A 20,044-nucleotide genomic window follows, 5' to 3' on the forward strand; every position below is an offset into this window, starting at 1 on the left:
TGAGCGGGCTTGCCCCGCGCTGGGTGGCGAAGCCACCCCAATAAGGACGTCGCGCAGCTCCAGAAAAATCGTGGTGCCTGGATTTAGGGCGGCTTCGCCCCCCAGCGCGGGGCAAGCCCGCTCACTACAAAAAAACGGTGTCAGCCCCTGAACAGTCACACTCCAGCGCTACGCTCGTAAACCAAGGGCAGCAAAATCCGCCCACTAACCTTTCGATTCGATCCAAGTGCGGGCACAATGCGTGTCCTTTTTTGGCAGGCACCGCCGCAGGCTCTCAAAAATGATCAAAACGCCGTACTACCTCATCGATAAACAGAAGCTTCTGGTCAACATGCAGAAGATTGCTTACGTGCGCGAACAGTCCGGCGCCAAGGCGTTGCTGGCGCTCAAGTGCTTTGCCACCTGGTCGGTGTTTGACCTGATGCAGCAATACATGGACGGCACCACCTCGTCGTCGCTGTATGAGCTCAAGCTCGGCCGCCAGAAGTTCGAAGGCGAGGCACACGCCTACAGCGTGGCCTGGGCCGACGATGAAATCGAAGAGATGCTGGATAACTGCGACAAGATCATCTTCAACTCGATCAGCCAGCTGCAGCGTTTTGCCGAACGTTCCGAGGGCAAGACCCGTGGCCTGCGCGTCAACCCACAGGTGAGCAGCTCCGACTACCTGCTGGCCGACCCGGCGCGTCCGTTCAGCCGTTTGGGCGAATGGGACCCGGTGAAGATCGAAGGCGTGATCGAGCAGATCTCCGGCTTCATGTTCCACAACAACTGCGAGAACGGCGATTTCAGCCTGTTCGACAAAATGCTCGGCACCATCGAAGAACGCTTCGGCGCGCTGCTGCACAAGGTCGAGTGGGTCAGCCTCGGCGGCGGCATCCACTTCACCGGTGAAGACTATGCGGTGGACGCGTTCTGCGCGCGCCTGAAGGCGTTCTCCGAAAAGTACGGCGTGCAGGTGTACCTGGAACCCGGCGAAGCGGCGATCACCAACAGCGCCTCCCTGGAAGTCACCGTGCTCGACACCCTCTACAACGGCAAGCACCTCGCCGTCGTGGACAGCTCCATCGAAGCCCACCTGCTGGACCTGCTGATCTACCGCCTCAACGCCAAGCTGGCGCCAAGCGACGGTGAACACACCTTCATGGTGTGCGGCAAATCCTGCCTGGCCGGGGACATCTTCGGCGAGTATCAATTTGATCGTCCGCTGGCCATCGGCGATCGGCTGTCGTTCATCGACACCGCAGGCTACACCATGGTCAAGAAAAACTGGTTCAACGGCCTGAAAATGCCGTCCATCGTAGTGAAACAACTCGACGGTACAGTCGAGGTGGTTCGTGAATTTGGTTACGACGACTACCTGTCCAGCCTTTCGTAAGCTGGCGGATAAAGGAGAGATAAAGCAATTGAAAAAGAACGTTCTTATCATTGGTGCAGGAGGTGTCGCCAAGGTGGTGGCCCACAAGTGCGCGCAGCACAACGACGAACTCGGTCGTATTGCTATCGCGTCGCGCAACATCTCCAAATGCCAGGCCATCATCGACAGCGTCAAGGCCAAGGGTAGCCTCAAGATTCCCGCCGACATCCAAGCCTTCGCGCTGAACGCCCTGGACGTGGAAGCGACCAAGGCCCTGATCCGCGAGACCGAATCGCAGATCGTCATCAACGTGGGTTCCGCGTTCCTCAACATGTCGGTGCTGCGCGCCTGCATCGACACGGGCGTTGCCTACCTCGATACCGCCATCCACGAAGAGCCGGGCAAGGTCTGCGAGACCCCGCCGTGGTACGGCAACTACGAATGGAACCACCTGGAAGAGTGCAAACAGAAGAACATCACCGCCATCCTTGGCGTGGGCTTCGACCCAGGTGTCGTCAACGCGTATGCCGCGCTGGCGCAGCAACAGCATTTCGACCGCATTGATTCGATCGATATTCTCGACGTCAATGCCGGCTCCCATGGCAAATACTTCGCCACCAACTTCGACCCGGAAATCAACTTCCGCGAGTTCACCGGACAGGTGTGGAGCTGGCAGAACAGCCAGTGGACCAGCAACACCATGTTCGAAGTCAAACGCACTGATGACCTGCCGGTCGTCGGTTCGCAGAACCTCTACCTCACCGGCCACGATGAAGTGCACTCACTGTCGAAAAACCTCGACGTGCCCAACGTGCGTTTCTGGATGAGCTTCGGCGAGCACTACATCAACGTGTTCACCGTGCTGAAAAACCTCGGCCTGCTCTCCGAAAAGCCGGTCACCACCGCCGAAGGCCTGGAAGTCGTGCCGTTGAAACTGGTCAAGGCCGTGCTGCCCGACCCGTCTTCGCTCGCCCCTGGCTACACCGGCAAGACCTGCATCGGTGACCTGGTCAAAGGCACCAAAAATGGCCAGCCCCACGAGATGTTCATCTACAACGTGGCCTGCCATGAAGAAGCCTTTGCCGAAACCGACAGCCAGGGCATCTCCTACACCGCAGGCGTGCCACCCGTGGCCGCTGCGCTGCTGGTTGCCCGTGGCGAGTGGGATGTGAAGCACATGGCCAACGTCGAGGAACTGCCGGCCGAGCCGTTCCTGAAAGCGCTGGATGTGATGGGGTTGCCGACTCGCATTAAAGACGAGAACGGTGATCGGGCTTGGGATGCGATTGCCTGATAAGCGCTCGCTGACCAAAAAAATGCGCTCCTAGGGGCGCATTTTTTGTTTTGGGCACACACGGCCACTGTAGGAGCCGGCTTGCCGGCGATTTCGTTGGGTCAGTAACAAATGCATCAGCTGACACACCGCTATCGCCGGCAAGCCGGCTCCTACAGTTGATCTGCAGCGGATGTGAGAGTGGAGTTACTCGAGGTTCCGTGCCGAATTGCTCAACGCCCGCGAACACTGCAACAACGCCGGCGCCAGCTGCCGCTCGGCATCCGCCCTGCTCCACCGACTGGTCGGCGCCACCACATGCACCGCCGCCACGGGTCGGCCATTGGCGCCCAGCACTGGCGCACCGATGGTCATATCGCCCAGGAACAGCTCCTGGCCATTCACCGCGTAGCCCTGCTCGCGCACCTGTTGCAACGATTCCAGAATCTGCCCGACGTCAGTCAACGTCTGGCTGGTGTGCGCAATGCGCTGGCTGTTTTCAATCAACACCAACGCCTCCTCCTGCGGCAACGCGCTCAAATACGCCCTTCCCGACGCCGTGCAATACATCGGCACCCGCGAACCAATCGGCATGTGCACCGGCACAAACCCTGAGCTGACGAAACGCGCGATATAGGTCATGTCGTAGCCCGCAGGCTCGGTGAGGCATGACGTCTCGCCGGTCAACCGCGTCAGCTCCGACAGAAACGGGTTGGCCACTTCGATCAACGAATGCGCATCCAGGTAACTGAAGCCCAACTCCAGCACCCGGGGTGTGAGTTGGTAATGCCGTGTGCGGGAGTGTTTCCGAAGGTAACCCAGGCTTTCCAGGGTAAACACCATGCGCTGGGCCGAGCTTTTGGTCATGCCGGCGGCTTCGGCCACCTCTGCAAGGCTCATGCTACGGCGCTGCGCGCTGAATGCCTTGAGCACCGACAGGCCTTTTTCCAGGGATTGGTTGTGCAGACTGTTGCGTTCTTCGGACATGGCGGACTCGCGGTCAGGTCGATCAGGCGTGGCGATATTTCTACCTTAAATGACAAAAATAGACCATTAAAAATCGCATATCGATACGACTGGTTCATTTTTTCTATTTTTGATAGCTAATATCGATTTTTATCAATCGAAATGGCACAGAGCTTGCGATTTCATCAATAACCGCTCGCGGTACTGACGATCCGTTTTCCTTCTGGAGTAACCCGATGAACAGTCTTTCGCCCTTGTTTCGCCGCCTTGCCTTCGGTTTGTGCGCCGCCTTTTGTGTCAGCGCCGCGCACGCAGACAGTGCGTCCTCGTACAAAGTCGGTGCAACGGCCAGTGGCTCGCCGTTTACCTTCCTCGACATCAAGAGCAACAGTATCCAGGGCGTGATGGTCGATGTGGCCCAGGCCCTGGGCAAGGCTGGCGGGTTCACCAGCCAGATCGAGCAGACCAACTTCGCCGCGCTGATCCCCTCCCTCACGTCCGGCAAGCTCGACTTCATTTCCGCCGGCATGCTCAAGACCGAAGAGCGCACCAAGGTGGTCGACTTCAGCGCCCCGGTGTATGCCTACGGTGAAGGCCTGATCATCAATGCCGACGACAACACGGCCTACCCCGACCTCACGCCCCTCAAGGACCAAGTGGTCGGCGTGCAGGCCGGAACCGTCTTCTACGACCAGTTGAACAAGCTCGGGATCTTCAAGGAGATCCGCACCTATGACTCCATCGGCGAGATGGTCCGCGACCTGTCCCTGGGCCGCATCAAGGCCGCCGTGGGAGACCAGCCCGTGGTTGCCTACCAGATCCGCCAGAAACTGTTCAAAGGCGTGAAACTGGCCCCCGACTACAAGCCTACCAACGTCGGCGAAGTGTGCCTGGTGGTGCGCAAGGGCGATGCGCAAACCCTCGAACGCTTGAATACAGCCATCGCCAGCATCAAGGCAGATGGCACCCTCGACAGCATCCTCAAGAAGTGGGGACTTGATACCCAGGTGCGTCCATGAACCCGGCCGAGTTCCTGCAAAACGCCCAGGACTTCTTGCCGATCCTGCTGCAAGGCGCCTGGGTGACTATCCAAATTACCGTCCTGTCGTTCCTGCTCAGCAGCGCGATCGGCCTGGTGCTGGCGTTGCTCAAGCTGTCGCCGATCCGCACGCTGTCGTGGACAGCCAGCACCATCATCAACGTGATCCGTGGCCTGCCGATCATTGTGCAGCTGTTCTACATCTACTTTGTGCTGCCGGACATGGGCGTGCACCTCACCGCGTTCTACGCAGGCGTGATCGGCATGGGCATCGCTTACTCGGCGTACCAGGCCGAGAACTTCCGCACCGGCATCATTGCCGTCGAACAGGGCCAGCGTGAAGCCGCCGAAGCCTTAGGGATGCGCTCGGCGCTGATGATGCGTCGGGTGATCCTGCCGCAAGCGTTTCGCATCGCCCTGCCGCCGTATGGCAACACCCTGGTGATGATGCTCAAGGACTCGTCGCTGGTCTCCACCATCACCGTCGCCGAGATGACCCGCCAGGGCCAGCTGATTGCGTCGTCGACCTTCCAGAACATGACCGTCTACACCCTGGTCGCCCTGCTCTACCTGCTGATGAGCCTGCCGCTGGTGTATGGCCTGCGTCGCATGGAACAGCACCTGGGCCGGAGGAAAAAAGCATGATCGAGATTCGCCAACTGCAAAAACACTACGGCAGCCACCGCGTGCTGCACGGTGTCGACCTGGACGTGGCCAAGGGTGAAGTGGTGTGCCTGATCGGCCCCTCGGGCTCGGGCAAATCCACCCTGCTGCGCTGCATCAACGCGCTGGAGGCCTATGACGGCGGACACATCCACGTGTTCGGCGAAACCGTGCAGCGCGGCAGTAAGACCGTGCACGCCCTGCGCAGCCGCATGGGCATGGTGTTCCAGCGCTTCAACCTGTTCCCCCACCGCACCGTGCTGGAAAACGTCATGGAAGGCCCGGTGTACGTCAAAGGCGAACCTGCGCAACAGGCCCGTGAGGAAGCCTTGGTGCTGCTGGAAAAAGTCGGGCTGAGCGCCAAGGCCGACGCTTACCCGGAACAACTCTCCGGTGGCCAGCAGCAACGCGTGGCCATCGCCCGCGCCCTGGCGATGAAACCCGAGGCGATGCTGTTCGACGAACCCACCTCCGCCCTCGACCCGGAACTGGTGGGCGATGTGCTGGCGGTGATGCGCACCCTCGCCGACGAAGGCATGACCATGATCGTGGTCACCCACGAAATGGGTTTTGCGCGGGAAGTGGCCGACCGCGTGTGCTTCCTGCACGGCGGCTACATCGTCGAAAGCGGCGCAGCTGAACAGGTGCTGGGCAATCCGCAGCATCCGAGGACCCAGGACTTCCTACGGCGAGTGCTGCACCCCACTGGCGATACGCGGAGCCTGTCATGAAGTCATTGTGGTCAGCGACCGCGCCTTCGGTGGTGCGGACACCTGCGTTGAGCGAGTCGGTGAAGGTGGATGTGGCGATTGTCGGGGCTGGCTATACAGGCTTGTCGACGGCGCTGCATTTGGCCGAGCGTGGCGTGAGCGTGTGTGTACTGGAAGCTAACGAACCGGGTTGGGGTGCGTCCGGGCGCAACGGTGGGCAGGTCAACCCGACGCTCAAATATGACCCGGAGCAACTGGTGCAAATGTACGGATCGGCGCGCGCAGAGCCATTGATCTCGACTATTTCGAGTTCGGCCGACCTGGTGTTCAAGCTGATCGAAAAGCACGGCATCGATTGCGCGCCGGTACGCAAGGGCTGGATGCAGGTGTCGTACAGCGAAAAAGGCGTCGCCGGGTTGCACGTGCGGGCAGATCAGTGGGCCCGGCGGGGTGTGCCGGTGCAGCGGTTGGATGCAGCAGCGGTGGCTTCGCGGATGGGCAGTGACGCCTTTGCCGGTGGCTGGCTGGACGGCCGGGCCGGGGCGATTCAGCCGTTGGCGTATGCTCGTGGGTTGGTCGGTGCGGCGTTGGCGGCGGGTGCAAGGATTCATGGACAGAGTGCGGTGACGGGGTTGCAGCGTCAGGGGTCCGGCTGGCAATTGCAGACCGCCTCCGGGGCGCAGGTGACCGCTGACCAAGTGGTACTCGCGACTAATGGATACAGCGGCAACCTGTGGCCGGGCATGGCGCAAAGCATCCTCGCTGCGAACAGTTTCATCGTCGCCACCAAGCCTTTGACGGGGCACGCGGCCGAAAGTATTTTGCCGGGCCAGGAAACCGTTTCCACCGCACAAAGGCTGCTGCTGTACTTTCGCAAAGACAGCCATGGGCGCTTGCTGATGGGCGGACGCGGGCTGTTCAACGATCCCACTTCGCCCACGGATTTTGCTCATCTGGAGCGTTCGTTGGCACTGCTGTTTCCGCAGTTGGGGCCATTGGAATTCGAATACCGTTGGGCTGGGCGTATCGCAATCACCCGCGACTTCATGCCCCATGTCCACGAACCGGCACCGGGGCTCACGTTGGCACTGGGTTGCAATGGCCGTGGGATTGCGTTGTGTACCAGCCTTGGACAGCAATTGGCGGGACGGTTGTGTGACGGCAAGGCAGAGTTTGCCTACCCGGTGACGGCGTTGCAGCGCTTGCCGATGCATGGGTTGCAGCGGTTTTATATTGGGGCTGGGGTGGCTTGGTACAGCCTGCTGGATCGGTTGAACATCGGTTGAATCGCCAAATACTCTAAAGAACTGTCAACACTCACAGGTTACCCAACCCACACACTCCGCTAGTCTGAGCCAGTCGAGCTCATTTCTCGACTGGCCCCCCGTTCACCATGCGCGAAAGGAATCGTCCATGAACCCGCAAAAAAACGCCTACAACCTGCCGGTACGCGTGGCCGGGCTGGTGTATAGCCTCGGTTGCTACTTGGTTTTCCTGGTCACATTCCTTTACCTGATTGGCTTCGTGGGTAGCATCGCGGTGCCCAAGAACATCAAAGATGGGCCACTCATCGACTGGCCACTGGCAGCATTAGTCGATGGTTTGCTGGTTATCCTGTTTGGTCTCCAGCACAGTCTGATGGCGCGTAAAAGCTTCAAGAGCCGGCTGACCGCACTCATTCCGACGGCGGCTGAACGTTCCACCTATGTGCTGCTCAGCAGTCTGGTACTGGGGGTGATGTTCTGGCTGTGGTACCCCATCAACTTCCCGGTATGGCGTGTCGAAATACCTTGGGCCAGTGCCTTGATAACGGGGCTGTTCTGGATGGGATGGGCCATTGTCTTACTGGCGACGCTGTTGATCAGCCATTTCGAACTGTTCGGGCTCAAGCAAGCAATTGACCGCTGGCGCGACACAACGCAACACGCGCCCGTGTTCAGGACCCCACTGTTGTACAAGCTCGTTCGTCACCCGCTGTACCTGGGGTTCCTGATTGCCTTCTGGGCTACGACTGACATGACGGTCGGGCATTTACTGTTCTCGATGGGCCTGACGGTCTATCTCTTTATCGGTGCTTACTTTGAAGAGAGGGACCTGGTGGTGTTGTTTGGTGATAGGTATCGGCAGTATCAGGGAGAGACCAGCATGATTTTGCCGGTGCCGAAGAGACGGTCCAAGGGGCGGAACACAGACACTTAATCGCCCCTGAGCCCCCCTGTGGCGAGGGCGCTGGGCATCTGCCGTCTGCTGGAAGGTGTGCAACTTTTAGTGAACAAGGCATTGGATGACGCTCATCCAACCGCCTGAACGTAGACGACATAAGGCGCCTGAGCTATCTTCGGACGCCTTATCGATCGACCCGGAACAGGAAGTTACCGCTTGAGCATGTCGTCCCTACTGCGAAGCCGCACCTTTGCCCTCTTCGCAGGCATCGCCTTTATTGCCATAGACCAACTCGTCAAACTACTGGCCTTGGTTTCACTGCAGGCCAACAGCTTCAAATTCGGCGCCAGCCCAATCAACCTCGCGCTGGAACTGAGCCTGAACCCAGGCGCCTTCCTCAGCCTGGGCGCTGCACTACCGGCGCAGGTCAAACAGCTGATCTTTATCGTGGGTGTGGCGGTCATGGTGGCTTGGGCGATGGGGTGGTCACTTTCCAACTGGAGCCAACCGCTGCGTAAAGTCTTGCCGCTGTACGCAATTGCGTTGGGCGGTATCGCCAACCTGATCGACCGCGTCTTTCGTGACGGGCATGTCGTCGACTACATGGTGTTGAATGTAGGGCCGACACATACCGGCGTGTTCAATATTGCTGATATCGCAATTACGGCCGGTGCGATTTATTTAATGATCGACTTATTGGTACGACCGCGAAGGGCATAGTTCGATGAGCACATTACGTAAAAGAAGGCGTCTCACCTTCTACGTCAACTTATCGATCACGTATTGCTGAAACCAGGCAGGCTGCGTATCCGAAACGATATCGATATCCTCACCTTCGGTAATTTCCGCAAGCTGAGCGAAACTAGGCTCACCGTCTTGCGAGTTATCAAAAATATAAGCTCTGTTTGAAAGCAATACAGCGTCGGAGAGTTTTTCCAGCGAGCGCTTGTAACGAGAGCGAATTTTGTCCGCAGGAACATCATGTCCCCCGATTGATGCCCTATACGCAACCCGCGCAACATTGATATCGGCATCCGCAGTGGCGACGTAGTAAACGTATACCCGATACCCAGCTGCTTTCGCCTGCCGCAGCAACTCTATCTTGCTGCTATCTGACATGACGGTTTCAAAGGTAAAACTCACCCGTTCTTCAATCAAAGAAACTCGAACAAAGTCAGACAATGCAGAGGCTATATAGGAGTCCACCTGCCTTGAGGGAAAAGCGATTCGATCGCCGTCCACGACTAAGTCTTCCAATTTGGCAAGAGAATCGGGAAATTTCAAAGTAGCGTATGACCGCGTAAGAACGGAATCGCCCGTCTGGCATATTGATCGAGGCCAAATGCAGCGAATTCAAAAGCTCCCGTTTCGCGGATGCTCAACTCAATTGCATCAGGGTTGATGTAGTTCACCAGCAAATGAGCCGGAACTTTCGAGTTGAACGTGCTCTTTCCACTCCCGTTCGGTCCGGCGAACATCCGGCCCCTGGGGGTGGTACTCAAGCCTGAATCTGCGCCTGGGTAGACCGTCGATCCAAGAGAGACTTCTTGGTTTTCAAGCGGGTGCCCGCCTTGAGAGTGCCGTAGGTTTCCACGGGGCGGATAACCAACGTTTCTGTATTTGAGACTTTCACCAGCTGGCCGGCACGGACCACAAGCACAGATTCGCCCTTGGAAAGGGCAACCTCGTAGGCATCTCTGAATGCCTTGGCTGCAATAGAGGGAATACTCGATTCTTGAGCAAGAATCTGCGCTTCGGTGATTTGTGGCTTAACTTTTTTACGTGACATGCTGGTCTCCGGCTCAGGACGGGGGCGGACCAATGGCGGTTAGCATAGATCACCTCAAGCGTCGAACGCAGATTCGACTTTACCTCAATGTCTGTCCCGTGCCCTCACCCCGCCGTGCGACCCGGTGTTTACGCGCTTCCCATTCGATCTCTCAAAACACCGACCACCCAATCCGCTCACTCAACAACTCCAACGCTTTCATTCCCGCCAGCGAGTTCCCCGCCGCGTTCAACTCCGGTGACCACACGCACACCGTAAACTGCCCCGGCACCACCGCGACGATCCCGCCCCCAACCCCGCTCTTGCCCGGCAACCCCACGCGATAGGCAAAATTGCCCGCCTCGTCATACAGCCCGCTGGTGGCCATGATCGAGTTGACTTGTTTGGTCTGGCGCGCGGTGAGGATCTGCTCGCCGCTGTGAGCGCTCACGCCTTCGTTGGCCAGGAAGCTGAACGCCCGCGCCAGATCCAGGCAGCTCATCTGCAACGCGCAGTAGTTGAAGTAACTATGCAACACCGCATCCACATCGTTGTGGAAGTTACCGAACGACTTCATCAGATACGCCATGGCCGCGTTGCGCGCACCGTGTTGCGCCTCGGATTCCGCGACGATGCTGTTGACCAGGATCTGCGGGTTGCCCGACAGGCGGCGGACGAAATCACGCATCGACAAGATCGGCACGGCGAAGCGCGATTGGTTGATGTCGCAGATCACCAGCGCGCCGGCATTGATGAACGGGTTACGCGGGCGGCCGCGTTCAAATTCAAGCTGCACCATGGAGTTGAACGGCTGCCCGGAAGGCTCGTGGCCCAGGCGTTCCCAGATGGTTTCGCCGCCGTGGTCGATGGCTTGCACCAGGCTGAACACCTTGGAAATGCTCTGCACCGAGAACAATGTATCGGCGTCACCGGCGCGGTAGGCGGAGCCGTCGTTGCCGTACACGGCGATGCCGATCTGGTTGGCGGGTACATCGGCGAGCGCGGGGATGTAGTCGGCGACTTTGCCGAGGCCGATCAGTGGACGAACTTCGTCAAGGATCGAGTCCAGCAGCGCCTGCATGTCTTGTCCTGTCATCTGTCTTTGAATCAGTGATAAGCGGGGCGCGGAGGATACTTCAATGCGCGCGGAAGCCCCACACAATCTCTACCACCCGCTCGGCCACCACCAGATACACGAGGATCAACAACAGCTGTAGCGCCAAGTGATAACGCAGCTTGGCCAATCGACGGATGCCATCGCTGACGTTCAACAGCATCAACAGCGTCGACAGCACAATCAACCCCCAGCCGGCCACGCTGGAGGCAAACACCCCGATAAACAGGTCCTGGTGGCCCACGAGCGTGTTGGTCCCCGCCGCAAACAACAGCGCACACACCAGCAGGTTTTTCACGTTGTCGAAAATCTGTGTGCTCAGATCGTTTTCCAGCAAGTCCAAATACCGCTTCCATAACGTGTGCATGGGTAAGTACCGGGTAGGGATCGCTCGTCAATCAAAGTAGTCCAATTGCCCGTACACTGCACCGCTGCGCTTACCCTATGAGGACTTTTGCATGAAATTGATGATCGGCCTGGCCGCCCTACTGTTGGTATCGGCTTGCACCACGACCGCGCCCACCACGCCACCCGCCCAAGACTCCGCTGCGTCGACGTGCCTGGCCGGCGGCGGCACCATGAAGCAAGTCGGCAAGTTGCAGAGCTGGAAGTGCATCACGCCGTACAAGGATGCAGGCAAGGCGTGTACCGACTCTAGTCAGTGTGATGGCGAGTGCCAGACCAGTGTCACCACCCAAACTGGCAATGGCCCGGTGACAGGCGCGTGCCAGGTAGATAACAGCCACTTCGGCTGCTCGGCGACGGTGGAAAAAGGCAAGCTCGGCCGAGCGATTTGCGTGGATTGAGTCTCGCCACCGATCGAACTGTGGGAGCTGGCTTGCCTGCGATGGCGGTGTATCAGGTAGCGTTGTATTAACTGACAGTCCGCCATCGCAGGCAAGCCAGCTCCCACAAGAGGTCTGTAGCGCTGCTTAGAAATGCGCCACATCCGACACCTGCTCATCCAGCACATCCCGCGCCAGCGCCCAGGCGCGATCCTTGGATTCCACCACCAGCAGCGGGTAGCCCCAGGCCTTGCCGAACATTACGGCAAACGGCTTGAGTGCCAGGCGTTGTGCGGGGCTGGGCTCGACCTGGATCATGCCTTTGACGTAGGTGCGCAACGCCTGCTTGTTTTTCTTCATCCAGATCGACGCTTGCTTGCGCTCCTCATGAGAATGTTCGTGGTTGTTCTCATCCACGGACTTCTCGTGCAGCAACAGGAAGGGTTGCTGACGGGCCAGCAGGCTTTCGAAGACCAGGAAGGCATCCTCCGGTCCGCCCTCGTTGGGCGCGTCGAAGACGATTTTCACCACTGGGAATGTTGAGCTGTCGAGTCGCATGGCAAATCTCCTTGTTGAGAATGTATCTCACTATAACGACCACCCCACTAGACTGCATTGCACAGAATAGCCAGAATGTTTCGCAATTCAGCCAAGCTTGAAGCCGCCATGCAACGCCACCGTCTCGATCAACGTGACCCCTCCAGAGTCAAGGACGCCGACCTGCTCCCGCGTGCAGTGATCGCCGTGAGCGCCACCAGCACGTCCGAGAGCTGGGAGCATGCCCCGCATTCCCATCGCAAGGGCCAGTTGATGTACACCCTGCGCGGGGTGATTCATTGTCAGATCGAGGCCGGCATCTGGATCGTGCCGCCCCAGTGCGCGCTGTGGATTCCCGGCGGCATGTCCCACGCCGCACGCGGCTCCGGCGAAGCGCAGGTGTATTGCCTGTTGATCGACCCGGACGCCGCCGGCGCCCTGCCCCCGCAATGCTGCACGCTGTCGGTGTCCGGCCTGTTGCATGAACTGATCAGCAAGGCCGTAAGCTTCCCGCCGATGTACGAAGAGGACGGCGCGCAGGGCCGCCTGATCCGCACGCTGCTGGACGAACTGGCCCAGGCGCCCATCGAGGACCTACACCTGCCAATGCCCCAGGACCCGCGCTTGCGGCGCCTGGCCGACAGCCTGCTGGCCGCCCCCGGCGATAAGGCCACCCTCGGCCAGTGGGCCGTGCGCATCGGCATGAGCGAGCGCAGCATGACCCGCCTGTTGCTGGAAGAATTTGGCCTGAGTTTCGGGCGTTGGCGCCGGCAGTTGCATGTGATCCTGTCACTGCAACGCCTGGCCAGGGGCGACAGTGTGCAGCGGGTCGCCCTGGACCTGGGCTATGAGAACGCCAGCGGCTTCATCACCATGTTCCGCAAGGCGGTGGGCCAGCCGCCAGCACGTTACCTGGCCGATCGCGCCGGTGCGTCAAAGGCCAACGCCGCCGCGACCATTGCCTTGCACGCGCTACAGACGCCAGATCAGCGCTGAACCGGAATGCGAATATCACCGCCGCGACACTGGGTCTTCACACTTTTGGGGCAGCCGGCAAAGCGCAGCTCCTTACTCAGGCACACCCGCACTTCGGACAGCACCTTGCCCTTGCAGATCACCGCCACACTGTGATCGCCCATGGCTGGGTTGCTCTGTCGGAACAGCCGTTCGATGTCCTGTGCCTCAAGGTAACTGGGCACATTGAAGGGCTGCAGTTGCTGCGGAATCTGCACCGTGGCCAGCGCTGCGTCGGTTGCTTCCAGGTAACGCGTGGGCCCCAAGCCGCTGCACGTGCCGTGTTTGGCCCACTCATGCTTGAGCAACGCCTGTGTGGGAAACATCAGCGCGCCCTTTGCCAAGTCGTCGGCCGACAACCGCGATTGCGGGTCGCACGACGCCGGCCACCCGCCACGGGCGTACTGCGGCCATAACCCGTGCAATACAAAGCCGTAGCCTTTACCTGTGCATTGCTCGTTGTTCGGGTGCGTCAAGCAGAACGTGGGCGACCACGACAGAGACAACACATAAAAATCAAAATCCCCTGCCGGGCGTTGCTCACGTGGCGCAGCCATTGCACTGGTGGCTATGACCAGCCACACCATCATCCAGTATTTCATCCGTCTATTCCTCGAAAAAACAGAACCCTATCGCACCTACCCAGGATGATGGGGGTTACGTTGTAGCACCTTGTCGAGGATCCGATCGGTCTTCAACGCCTCGATCGCTTGGGAAGGGTGTTCGGCTTCCCCGCGAATATGGGCATTCATGGCCAGCACGTGATGCCACTGGATATGCGCGTGGCAAGGCACCTCCAGCACTTCGTCCACCTCGCCTTCAAGGCGCAGCGGCTGGTCTTCGAATACGGCAAAAGTGATGCGCCCCTTGCTGCCGATCAGCTCGACCTTGTCTTCGCGGCGGTCGGCGACAAAGTTCCAGCAGCCCATGCCCAGCGCGCCGGACGCGAACGTCCAGCAGGCAGTCACCGCATCCTCGGCGGCGTAGCGCCCGGCCTGTCGCGCGGTGAAGCCCGAGACCTCGACGATATCCCCGGCCAGGTACTGGAACAGGTCAAACCCGTGGCTGGCCAAGTCGGCAAAGTAACCACCACCGGCGATGAGCGGGTCGGTGCGCCAATTGGCGGCACTGGCATCGTCGGCGCCCGGTGGCTTGCACAGGGTCCAGGTCAGGTGGCGAAGTTGGCCGATGCGCCCGTCCTGCAGCCACTGACGCACCTGCTGGAAACGCGGCAGCGAGCGGCGGTAATACGAGACAAACAGGTGCAGGCCGGCACGCTCGAAGGTGCGCTGCATCAATGCGCTTTGCTCGGCATTCAACGCCATCGGCTTTTCGACACAGCAGTGCTTGCCCGCGGCAGCCACCATCAGGCTGTACTCGAGGTGGCTGTCGGGTGGCGTGGCGATATACACCGCATCCACTTCGGGATCATTGATCAGGGCCTGAGCGTCGGTGTAAATGCGGGCAATGCCGTGGCGTGTCGCATAATCGCGCACCGCTTCTTCACGACGCCCCATCACGGCCACCAACGCAGAACCTGGCGCTTTGTAGAAAGCGGGTCCACTCTTCAATTCAGTGACACTGCCACAGCCGATCATGCCCCAGCGTACGGTGCTCATCTGCTCTCCTCGTGCGTTTTGATCAATCGGGCAGTATCCACAACCCCACACGTCAGCGCCATAACCACTTAGCATGACAATTGCATTACACTTTTATGACACTCATCCCGCTGCGGGGGCACAGACGATGAAAATACGGGCCACGGTCATTTGCGAACACGAGGGGCATATCCTCTTCGTGCGCAAGGCCAGATCGAAATGGGCGTTGCCGGGCGGCAAGGTCGAACGCAATGAGCGACCGGTTGGCGCGGCTGAACGCGAGCTGGAAGAAGAAACCGGATTGAATGTGGACGGCTTGTTGTACTTGCAGGAGTTGAAAGCCCGCGACACTGTCCATCACGTGTTCGAAGCGTCGGTGGTGAACATCGCCGATGCAAAACCTTGCAATGAAATAATCGACTGCCAGTGGCACCCCTATGGCGCCATGGATGATCTGGACACCACCGAAGCCACCCGACGCATCGTTAAATCCTTCCTACGTCGCCTGTAGTTCGGCGCTTTGGCCACTGGCCAACAGACCTCGCTTCACCCCGCCATTATCTTTCTGCCGTTCGACAAAGGACCTGACGAACGCGGCAGCGGCTGCGTGCGCCACCGGTACGGCCATGGCTTGGCGGATGGTCATGAAATCGTCCTGCACCAAGCGCCATTGCGCAGTGACCTGGGTTTGCAGGAAGTCCCGCACCCCTGCCGCCGCATCCAAGCCTTGTTCGATAAACCAATCCACCGCTGCGGCCGAGGTCGGCGCGCGTACCAACTCGGCATGCTCGACGGTGCGGCTCAAGTACAAATCGTACGCCGCACCCTGGGCGACGGCGATGCGTCGGCCCGGTGCGTCCAACTGGGCAACGTCGGTGAACGGTGAGTCCGCCGCCACCAGATACGTGCCCTTGATCGCTACATACGGCGCGCTGAAGGCTATTTCCTTTTCACGCACCGGCTCGATAGCTAGGAACGCCACGCGCCAGACGTCCTCGGACAAGGCGGCGAAGACCTTACCCGCCGCCTCGAATGTGATGAGCTCCAACTCGACACCCAGCTCTGCAGCCAGCGTCTTGGCCAGCGCCACGGAAACGCCTTGGGCCTCTGCGTTCGCACCGCGTTGCGCCAGCACCGGGTTGCCGAAGTTGATGGCGGCACGCAGCACGCCATCGGGGGCCAATTGTTGCAGTACGCGGGGGTCAATCATCGAGCGCTCCTTGGCGGGTCCGTTGCACGGTTTTGCGGATCACAAACGGCAGCACGCCGCCGTGCACAAGGTAACCAAGCTCTTGCAGCGAGTCGAGGCGCAATACCAAACTGCATTGGGTGAGACCACCGTCGGCGCGATCGATCTGCAGGGTGATCGGGTTTTCGCCCACCTGCAGGTTATCCAGGCCGAGGAAGGTCAGGCGCTCGCTGCCGTCCAGTGCCAAGTCCTGCACCGTCTCGCCTTCGTTGAATACCAACGGCAACACCCCCATGCCGATCAGGTTGCTGCGATGAATACGCTCGATACTGCGCGCCACCACCGCCTTGATGCCCAGCAAACTGAGGACCTTGGCCGCCCAATCGCGGCTGGAGCCAGCGCCGTAGTTAATCCCGGCAAACAGCACCGTAGGCGTACCAACGTAACTTTGCGCAGCCAGATACAGCGGCTGATAGTCCGTATGGTCGGCGTTCCACGCCCACACGCCTGGACGCGGCGCTTGCGTCGGGTCCAACAGGTTGTTCAGCCGCGGGTTGGTAAAGGCGCCGCGCACCATCACTTCGTGGTTGCTGCGCCGGGTCGAGTACTGGTTGAAATCCGCCTCGGCCTCGCCCCTTTCACGCAGCCAGGCACCGGCTAGGCTCTGCGCTGGGATAGTACCCGCCGGGGAGATATGGTCGGTGGTGACGTTATCGCCCAACACCGCCAACACCCTGGCGTTGCACACCGATAAGCGCGTCGCCGGCAACGCCTGAACATCCGCCAGGTACTGCGGGCGGCGCAGGTAGGTGGAGTCGGGATGCCAGGCAAACTGCACGCTGCCATCGGCTTCCAGCGCCTGCCAGTGATGCGTGCCCTGCCAGAGCAGTTCACTGCGTTGCTGGAACAACGCCGGCCGCACTACGTCAGAGACTTGCGCCGACACATCGGCGTCGCTGGGCATCAGTTCATGCAGGTACACCGGTCTGCCCTGGGTATCCAGTGCCAGTGGCTGGCTGGACAGGTCGATGTCGATGCTCCCGGCAATCGCATACGCCACGCACAGCGCGGGCGATGCCAGGTAGCCGGCCGGGACTTTCGGGTTGACCCGCCCCTCGAAATTGCGATTACCCGACAGCACCACCACGCCCCTGAGCCCCTGCTCGGCGAAGGCCTCCACATGCGCCTCCAGGCTGCCGGAGTTACCGATGCAGGTCATGCACCCAAAGCCCGCCAGGTCAAAACCCAGCGCAGCAAAATCCTTCAGCAAACCTGCCGCTTCCAGATAGTCCGCGACCACCCGCGAGCCCGGCGACAGCGAGGTCTTCACCCACGGCCTGCGCCCCACGCCACGTGCCCTTGCATTACGCGCCAGCAACCCGGCCTGGATCATCTGCGCCGGGTTGGCGGTGTTGGTGCAACTGGTGATCGCCGACATCACCACCGCGCCGTGGGTCAGCGGCGCCTCAAACGATGGCTCGAAAAACAGCTGCCCGGCCTCGCCTTGCACGTGTTGATGAAACGAAGCACCGGCCGCCGCCAGCGACTGACGCTGATGGGGCTGATGCGGCCCGGCCACGCTCGGTTCCACCTGCGCCAGGTCCAGCTCGATCAATTCATCAAAACGCGGCTCGGGTTCCCCTTCTTGACGCCACAACGACTGCGCCGCCATATAGGCCGAGACCTTGGCCAGCAGCGCCGACGGGCGCGCGCTCAATTCAAGGTAAGACAAGGTCTCGTCATCAAACGGGAAAAACACCACTGTCGCGCCATACTCCGGCGCCATGTTCGCCACCGTGCCTCGCGCCGCCCAACTCAACGACGCCAACCCCGGCCCGGTGAACTCGACAAACTTGCCGACCATGTTGCGTCGACGCAGCAACTCGGTCACGGTCAACGCCAGGTCTGTCGCCGTTACGCCGGGACGCAAGGCGTTGCTCACGCGAATCCCCACCACCTGCGGGAACGGAATCGGCACCGGTTCGCCCAGCATTGCCGCCTGCCCTTCCAGCCCGCCCACGCCCCAGCCCAACACACCGATGGCATTGATCATCGGCGTGTGGCTGTCGGTGGCGACCATGCAGTCCGGGTGCAGTAGCACGCCGCCGTCAGCGGCGGGACTTTCCCACACCACCTGCGCGATGGACTCCATGTTCATCTGGTGGATGATCCCCGTGCCCGGCGGGATCACCTTGAAGTTGTCCAGGCTGGCCTGAGCCCACTTGATAAAACGGTAGCGCTCACTGTTGCGGCGAAAATCGATATCCAGGTTGGCCTCAACCGCCCCCGCTTCGGCGTAGTGCTCGACAATCACCGAATGGTCGATGGTCAGCACCGCCGGAATGGCCGGGTTCACCGCCGTCGGATCACCGCCCAGCTCCGCCACCACATCGCGCATCCCGGCAAAGTCCGCCAGTGCCGGCAGGCATGTGGTGTCGTGGAACATCAGGCGATTGGGCTGGAATGGCACCTCGCAGTCCGGCCCTTCGCCTGTGGCGCGCGCCAGCACGGCAGGTAATGAGGCCGGGGCGCACCGGGCGATGTTTTCCAGCAGGGTGCGCAGTGAATACGGCAGACGGTGCAATTGCGCAGGCGTCAGCAGTTTATACAGGTCGATATAGGCGTAGCGCTGCCCGTCGATGCGCAGATGGTTGATCGGCTCATTCATAGCTGCGCAAAGACCTGTTCGATACGGGCCAGGCCCCAATCCAGTTCGTCGCGGGTGATGGACAACGGCGGCGCGATGCGCAGCACGTTTTCGTGGGTTTCCTTGGTCAGCAAACCTTCGGCAAGCAGGGCTTCGCAGATCGGCCGGGCATCACGATCCAGCTCCACACCGACCCACAACCCACGCCCGCGGATCTCAAGGATCGCTGGGGCATTCATCGCCTTGAGGCGTTCCACCAGGTAATGGCCGAGCTGCGCGCTGTTGTCGATCAGGCCTTCGTCCTCCAGTACGTTCAGGGCTTCCAGGCCAATGGCGGCGGCCAGCGGATTGCCGCCGAAGGTCGAGCCGTGGCTGCCGGCATCGAACAGGTCCATGATCCAGTGATCCGCCAAAAACGCCGACACCGGCATGATCCCACCGCCCAGCGCTTTACCGAGGATCAGCGCATCCGGGCGAATGCCTTCATGCTGGAAGGCAAACCACTTGCCGGTACGGCCCAGGCCCGACTGGATCTCATCGAGGATCAGCAAGGTATTGGTCTCATCGCACAGTTTTCGCAACTCGCACAGGAACCCGGCTGGCGGCACACGAATACCCGCTTCACCCTGGATCGGTTCGATCAACACCGCGCACGTGTCAGCCGTGATCGCCTGGCGGAAACTCTCGATATCGCCAAAGCGTGCCTCGGTGAAACCGTTGCAGAACGGGCCGAAGTCGGCCTTGTAATCCGCCTCGGATGAGAAGCCGACGATGGTTGAGGTGCGTCCGTGGAAATTGTTGTCGGCCACCACGATCTTTGCCTGGTTCGCGGCGATGCCCTTGACCCGATAGCCCCAGCGACGCGCCGCCTTGATTGCGGTCTCCACCGCTTCGGCGCCGCTGTTCATCGGCAACGCGGAATCGAAACCGCTGATGCGGCACAACGCTTTGAGGAAATTGCCCAGCGGCTCGCTGTAGAAGGCACGGGACACCACGCTGATCTTGTCGATCTGCGCCACTGCGGCGGCGCGGATGCGCGGGTGCACATGGCCGTGGCTCACGGCGGAATAGGCCGACATCATGTCCAGGTAGCGCTTGCCGTCATCGCCAATGGCCCAGACGCCCTCGCCCTTGACGATGACCACCGGCAGTGGCGAATAGTTATGGGCGCAGAATTGGTGTTCGAGGGTGATTGCCGGGTTGGCGTGCATGGAGAGTCCT

The 20,044-nt window shown here is 60.3% G+C and carries 22 protein-coding genes and 1 pseudogene; 12 read left to right on the forward strand and 11 right to left on the reverse strand.

Features of this window, described 5'->3' with window-relative positions; genetic code table 11:
* Nucleotides 1-280 precede the first annotated feature (280 nt).
* Entirely contained in the window at nucleotides 281-1,378 is a 1,098-nt protein-coding gene (locus U367_RS0108415) for a carboxynorspermidine decarboxylase (RefSeq protein WP_028616547.1), read from the forward strand.
* A gap of 28 nt (nucleotides 1,379-1,406) precedes the next feature.
* Nucleotides 1,407-2,651 carry a saccharopine dehydrogenase family protein gene (locus U367_RS0108420; RefSeq protein WP_028616548.1) on the forward strand — a complete coding sequence of 415 codons (1,245 nt, stop codon included), beginning with the start codon at nucleotides 1,407-1,409 and terminating at the stop codon, nucleotides 2,649-2,651.
* Nucleotides 2,652-2,837: 186 nt separating this feature from the next.
* Here U367_RS0108420 and U367_RS0108425 read toward each other — a convergent pair whose 3' ends face one another.
* The gene (locus U367_RS0108425; protein WP_028616549.1) at nucleotides 2,838-3,617 is read right to left on the reverse strand and encodes an IclR family transcriptional regulator; all 780 of its coding nucleotides are present in this window, start codon (nucleotides 3,615-3,617) and stop codon (nucleotides 2,838-2,840) included.
* Nucleotides 3,618-3,832: 215 nt separating this feature from the next.
* Between U367_RS0108425 and U367_RS0108430 the strand changes: the two genes are divergently transcribed.
* The 7 genes and pseudogenes from U367_RS0108430 to U367_RS0108455 all read left to right on the forward strand — a co-directional run bounded on the left by U367_RS0108430 (nucleotide 3,833) and on the right by U367_RS0108455 (nucleotide 8,891).
* Complete coding sequence (locus U367_RS0108430) at nucleotides 3,833-4,615, forward strand: ABC transporter substrate-binding protein (protein ID WP_028616550.1); 783 nt, start codon at nucleotides 3,833-3,835, stop codon at nucleotides 4,613-4,615.
* Complete coding sequence (locus U367_RS0108435) at nucleotides 4,612-5,280, forward strand: amino acid ABC transporter permease (RefSeq protein ID WP_028616551.1); 669 nt, start codon at nucleotides 4,612-4,614, stop codon at nucleotides 5,278-5,280. Before U367_RS0108430 ends, U367_RS0108435 begins: the two co-directional genes overlap by 4 nt.
* On the forward strand, nucleotides 5,277-6,029 hold the full coding sequence (locus tag U367_RS0108440) for an amino acid ABC transporter ATP-binding protein (RefSeq protein ID WP_028616552.1): 753 nt from the start codon (nucleotides 5,277-5,279) through the stop codon (nucleotides 6,027-6,029). The genes U367_RS0108435 and U367_RS0108440 overlap by 4 nt, the downstream gene beginning before the upstream one ends.
* Nucleotides 6,026-7,294 (forward strand): NAD(P)/FAD-dependent oxidoreductase, encoded by a 1,269-nt coding sequence (locus U367_RS0108445; protein WP_028616553.1) that lies wholly within the window; start codon nucleotides 6,026-6,028, stop codon nucleotides 7,292-7,294. The genes U367_RS0108440 and U367_RS0108445 overlap by 4 nt, the downstream gene beginning before the upstream one ends.
* A gap of 127 nt (nucleotides 7,295-7,421) precedes the next feature.
* Nucleotides 7,422-8,207 (forward strand): methanethiol S-methyltransferase, encoded by a 786-nt coding sequence (gene mddA / locus U367_RS0108450; protein ID WP_028616554.1) that lies wholly within the window; start codon nucleotides 7,422-7,424, stop codon nucleotides 8,205-8,207.
* 27 nt (nucleotides 8,208-8,234) lie between these two features.
* Nucleotides 8,235-8,315: pseudogene (locus tag U367_RS1000000132905) on the forward strand (DUF6124 family protein); the annotation flags it as partial.
* Nucleotides 8,316-8,387: 72 nt separating this feature from the next.
* Entirely contained in the window at nucleotides 8,388-8,891 is a 504-nt protein-coding gene (locus tag U367_RS0108455) for a signal peptidase II (RefSeq protein ID WP_028616555.1), read from the forward strand.
* Nucleotides 8,892-8,930: 39 nt separating this feature from the next.
* Here U367_RS0108455 and U367_RS1000000130460 read toward each other — a convergent pair whose 3' ends face one another.
* The 4 genes from U367_RS1000000130460 to U367_RS0108475 all read right to left on the reverse strand — a co-directional run bounded on the left by U367_RS1000000130460 (nucleotide 8,931) and on the right by U367_RS0108475 (nucleotide 11,420).
* Nucleotides 8,931-9,413 (reverse strand): zeta toxin family protein, encoded by a 483-nt coding sequence (locus tag U367_RS1000000130460; protein WP_236639969.1) that lies wholly within the window; start codon nucleotides 9,411-9,413, stop codon nucleotides 8,931-8,933.
* 256 nt (nucleotides 9,414-9,669) lie between these two features.
* Entirely contained in the window at nucleotides 9,670-9,960 is a 291-nt protein-coding gene (locus tag U367_RS0108465) for a hypothetical protein (RefSeq protein WP_028616556.1), read from the reverse strand.
* Nucleotides 9,961-10,111: 151 nt separating this feature from the next.
* Nucleotides 10,112-11,020 carry a glutaminase B gene (gene glsB / locus U367_RS0108470; protein ID WP_028616557.1) on the reverse strand — a complete coding sequence of 303 codons (909 nt, stop codon included), beginning with the start codon at nucleotides 11,018-11,020 and terminating at the stop codon, nucleotides 10,112-10,114.
* A gap of 55 nt (nucleotides 11,021-11,075) precedes the next feature.
* The gene (locus U367_RS0108475) at nucleotides 11,076-11,420 is read right to left on the reverse strand and encodes a hypothetical protein (RefSeq protein WP_028616558.1); all 345 of its coding nucleotides are present in this window, start codon (nucleotides 11,418-11,420) and stop codon (nucleotides 11,076-11,078) included.
* Between the two features lie 91 nt (nucleotides 11,421-11,511).
* Between U367_RS0108475 and U367_RS0108480 the strand changes: the two genes are divergently transcribed.
* The gene (locus tag U367_RS0108480) at nucleotides 11,512-11,859 is read left to right on the forward strand and encodes a hypothetical protein (RefSeq protein ID WP_028616559.1); all 348 of its coding nucleotides are present in this window, start codon (nucleotides 11,512-11,514) and stop codon (nucleotides 11,857-11,859) included.
* Nucleotides 11,860-11,985: 126 nt separating this feature from the next.
* On the opposite strand, the gene U367_RS0108485 is transcribed toward U367_RS0108480, so the two are convergent.
* Nucleotides 11,986-12,396, reverse strand: a complete 411-nt coding sequence (locus U367_RS0108485; protein ID WP_028616560.1) for a hypothetical protein — start codon at nucleotides 12,394-12,396, stop codon at nucleotides 11,986-11,988.
* 108 nt (nucleotides 12,397-12,504) lie between these two features.
* On the opposite strand from U367_RS0108485, the gene U367_RS0108490 reads away from it, so the two are divergent.
* Nucleotides 12,505-13,371, forward strand: a complete 867-nt coding sequence (locus U367_RS0108490) for an AraC family transcriptional regulator (RefSeq protein ID WP_032864164.1) — start codon at nucleotides 12,505-12,507, stop codon at nucleotides 13,369-13,371.
* Here U367_RS0108490 and U367_RS0108495 read toward each other — a convergent pair.
* Both U367_RS0108495 and U367_RS0108500 read right to left on the reverse strand, forming a co-directional pair.
* Entirely contained in the window at nucleotides 13,362-13,991 is a 630-nt protein-coding gene (locus U367_RS0108495; protein ID WP_028616562.1) for a ribonuclease T2 family protein, read from the reverse strand. The genes U367_RS0108490 and U367_RS0108495 overlap by 10 nt on opposite strands.
* A 36-nt stretch (nucleotides 13,992-14,027) precedes the next feature.
* Nucleotides 14,028-15,008 (reverse strand): Gfo/Idh/MocA family protein, encoded by a 981-nt coding sequence (locus U367_RS0108500; RefSeq protein ID WP_028616563.1) that lies wholly within the window; start codon nucleotides 15,006-15,008, stop codon nucleotides 14,028-14,030.
* 127 nt (nucleotides 15,009-15,135) lie between these two features.
* On the opposite strand from U367_RS0108500, the gene U367_RS0108505 reads away from it, so the two are divergent.
* A complete protein-coding gene (locus tag U367_RS0108505) occupies nucleotides 15,136-15,498 on the forward strand; it encodes an NUDIX hydrolase (RefSeq protein WP_028616564.1) in 363 nt (120 codons plus the stop codon).
* Here U367_RS0108505 and U367_RS0108510 read toward each other — a convergent pair.
* From U367_RS0108510 to rocD, 3 genes are read right to left on the reverse strand one after another with little or no spacing between them, the layout of a single operon-like run.
* Nucleotides 15,484-16,197: a transporter substrate-binding domain-containing protein gene (locus U367_RS0108510; RefSeq protein WP_028616565.1), complete on the reverse strand. Its 714-nt coding sequence runs from the start codon at nucleotides 16,195-16,197 to the stop codon at nucleotides 15,484-15,486. The two genes, U367_RS0108505 and U367_RS0108510, sit on opposite strands and share 15 nt — an antisense overlap.
* Nucleotides 16,190-18,844, reverse strand: coding sequence for an aconitate hydratase AcnA (gene acnA / locus U367_RS0108515; protein WP_028616566.1), 2,655 nt, complete (start codon nucleotides 18,842-18,844; stop codon nucleotides 16,190-16,192). The genes U367_RS0108510 and acnA overlap by 8 nt, the downstream gene beginning before the upstream one ends.
* The gene (gene rocD, locus U367_RS0108520) at nucleotides 18,841-20,034 is read right to left on the reverse strand and encodes an ornithine--oxo-acid transaminase (protein WP_028616567.1); all 1,194 of its coding nucleotides are present in this window, start codon (nucleotides 20,032-20,034) and stop codon (nucleotides 18,841-18,843) included. The genes acnA and rocD overlap by 4 nt, the downstream gene beginning before the upstream one ends.
* Nucleotides 20,035-20,044: the final 10 nt, after the last annotated feature.

This window comes from Pseudomonas canadensis, assembly GCF_000503215.1.
Classification (GTDB): Bacteria; Pseudomonadota; Gammaproteobacteria; order Pseudomonadales; family Pseudomonadaceae; genus Aquipseudomonas; species Aquipseudomonas canadensis.

Excerpts from the sequence above, each read along its gene's own strand:
- U367_RS0108435 (WP_028616551.1), top strand. The coding sequence starts at position 4,612 with ATGAACCCGGCCGAGTTCCTGCAAAACGCCCAGGACTTCTTGCCGATC.
- glsB (WP_028616557.1), bottom strand. The coding sequence starts at position 11,020 with ATGCAGGCGCTGCTGGACTCGATCCTTGACGAAGTTCGTCCACTGATC.
- U367_RS0108505 (WP_028616564.1), top strand. The coding sequence starts at position 15,136 with ATGAAAATACGGGCCACGGTCATTTGCGAACACGAGGGGCATATCCTC.
- U367_RS0108445 (WP_028616553.1), top strand. The coding sequence starts at position 6,026 with ATGAAGTCATTGTGGTCAGCGACCGCGCCTTCGGTGGTGCGGACACCT.
- U367_RS0108440 (WP_028616552.1), top strand. The coding sequence starts at position 5,277 with ATGATCGAGATTCGCCAACTGCAAAAACACTACGGCAGCCACCGCGTG.
- U367_RS0108475 (WP_028616558.1), bottom strand. The coding sequence starts at position 11,420 with ATGCACACGTTATGGAAGCGGTATTTGGACTTGCTGGAAAACGATCTG.
- U367_RS0108480 (WP_028616559.1), top strand. The coding sequence starts at position 11,512 with ATGAAATTGATGATCGGCCTGGCCGCCCTACTGTTGGTATCGGCTTGC.
- acnA (WP_028616566.1), bottom strand. The coding sequence starts at position 18,844 with ATGAATGAGCCGATCAACCATCTGCGCATCGACGGGCAGCGCTACGCC.
- rocD (WP_028616567.1), bottom strand. The coding sequence starts at position 20,034 with ATGCACGCCAACCCGGCAATCACCCTCGAACACCAATTCTGCGCCCAT.
- U367_RS0108495 (WP_028616562.1), bottom strand. The coding sequence starts at position 13,991 with ATGAAATACTGGATGATGGTGTGGCTGGTCATAGCCACCAGTGCAATG.
- U367_RS0108465 (WP_028616556.1), bottom strand. The coding sequence starts at position 9,960 with ATGTCACGTAAAAAAGTTAAGCCACAAATCACCGAAGCGCAGATTCTT.
- mddA (WP_028616554.1), top strand. The coding sequence starts at position 7,422 with ATGAACCCGCAAAAAAACGCCTACAACCTGCCGGTACGCGTGGCCGGG.
- U367_RS0108490 (WP_032864164.1), top strand. The coding sequence starts at position 12,505 with ATGCAACGCCACCGTCTCGATCAACGTGACCCCTCCAGAGTCAAGGAC.
- U367_RS0108485 (WP_028616560.1), bottom strand. The coding sequence starts at position 12,396 with ATGCGACTCGACAGCTCAACATTCCCAGTGGTGAAAATCGTCTTCGAC.
- U367_RS0108425 (WP_028616549.1), bottom strand. The coding sequence starts at position 3,617 with ATGTCCGAAGAACGCAACAGTCTGCACAACCAATCCCTGGAAAAAGGC.
- U367_RS0108510 (WP_028616565.1), bottom strand. The coding sequence starts at position 16,197 with ATGATTGACCCCCGCGTACTGCAACAATTGGCCCCCGATGGCGTGCTG.
- U367_RS0108430 (WP_028616550.1), top strand. The coding sequence starts at position 3,833 with ATGAACAGTCTTTCGCCCTTGTTTCGCCGCCTTGCCTTCGGTTTGTGC.
- U367_RS0108415 (WP_028616547.1), top strand. The coding sequence starts at position 281 with ATGATCAAAACGCCGTACTACCTCATCGATAAACAGAAGCTTCTGGTC.
- U367_RS0108500 (WP_028616563.1), bottom strand. The coding sequence starts at position 15,008 with ATGAGCACCGTACGCTGGGGCATGATCGGCTGTGGCAGTGTCACTGAA.